This is a genomic window from Mesorhizobium norvegicum, from assembly GCF_004919685.1.
Classification (GTDB): domain Bacteria; phylum Pseudomonadota; class Alphaproteobacteria; order Rhizobiales; family Rhizobiaceae; genus Mesorhizobium; species Mesorhizobium norvegicum.
Genome location: NZ_SMYZ01000051.1, coordinates 1 through 904, shown reverse-complemented (window position 1 = coordinate 904; position 904 = coordinate 1). Strand labels below are relative to the sequence as shown.

Below are 904 nucleotides of genomic sequence, written 5' to 3'. Positions count from 1 at the left end.
CATGATCGATGAGCAAAGCGGCGGTTGAGATCATTTTGACGGCGCAGGAGCGGAATGAACTGGAGGGGCTGGTCCGGCGCCGAGGCACGGCGCAGGGCTTGGCGCGACGGGCGCAGATAGTGCTGCTGGCCAGTGAGGGGATCGAGAACAAGGAGATTGCCGCACGCCTTGGTGCAATGCCCAACACAGTGGGCACATGGCGTCGGCGCTTTGCCGAACAAAGGCTCGATGGCCTTTACGATGAACCGCGTCCCGGCGCGCCGCGCCAGATCGGCGATGAGGAGATTGCCGAGACGATCCGGCTGACGCTGGAGACGACGCCGCGAGATGCGACCCACTGGAGCCTTCGCTCCATGGCGCGGGCGGTGGGCCATGCGCCTTCGACGATCCACCGCATCTGGACGGCCTTCGGCCTTCAGCCGCACCGCGCAGAGAGCTTCAAACTATCATCGGATGCGCTGTTCGTGGAGAAGGTGCGCGACATTGTCGGCCTCTATCTGGTCCCGCCCGAGCGAGCGCTGGTCCTGTGCGTCGACGAGAAGAGCCAAATCCAAGCGCTGGATCGCACGCAGCCGGTGCTGCCGATGCGCCCCGGCCAGATCGAGCGGCGCAGCCACGATTATACGCGGCACGGCACCCTTTCCCTGTTTGCTGCCCTTGATGCCGCCACCGGCACCATCATCGGCCGCTGCTTTAAGCGCCACCGCGCGCAGGAGTTTCTGAAATTCCTGCGCGAGATCGAGGCCAATGTCCCGGCTGACCTCGATATCCACATCGTCATGGACAACTACGCCACCCACAAGACCAGCACCGTGCGCGCCTTCTTCCTCAAGCGTCCCCGCTGGCATATTCACTTCACACCGACAGCGGCCTCATGGCTCAACCAGGTCGAACGCTTCTTCGC

The 904-nt window shown here is 63.8% G+C and carries 1 protein-coding gene; it reads left to right on the top strand.

Translation table 11 applies throughout. From position 1 onward, the window contains the following. Positions 1-8: 8 nt before the first annotated feature. Positions 9-904, top strand: an 896-nt coding sequence (locus FCU66_RS21380) for an IS630 family transposase (RefSeq protein WP_136625441.1), incomplete at its 3' end; no start/stop codon positions are given.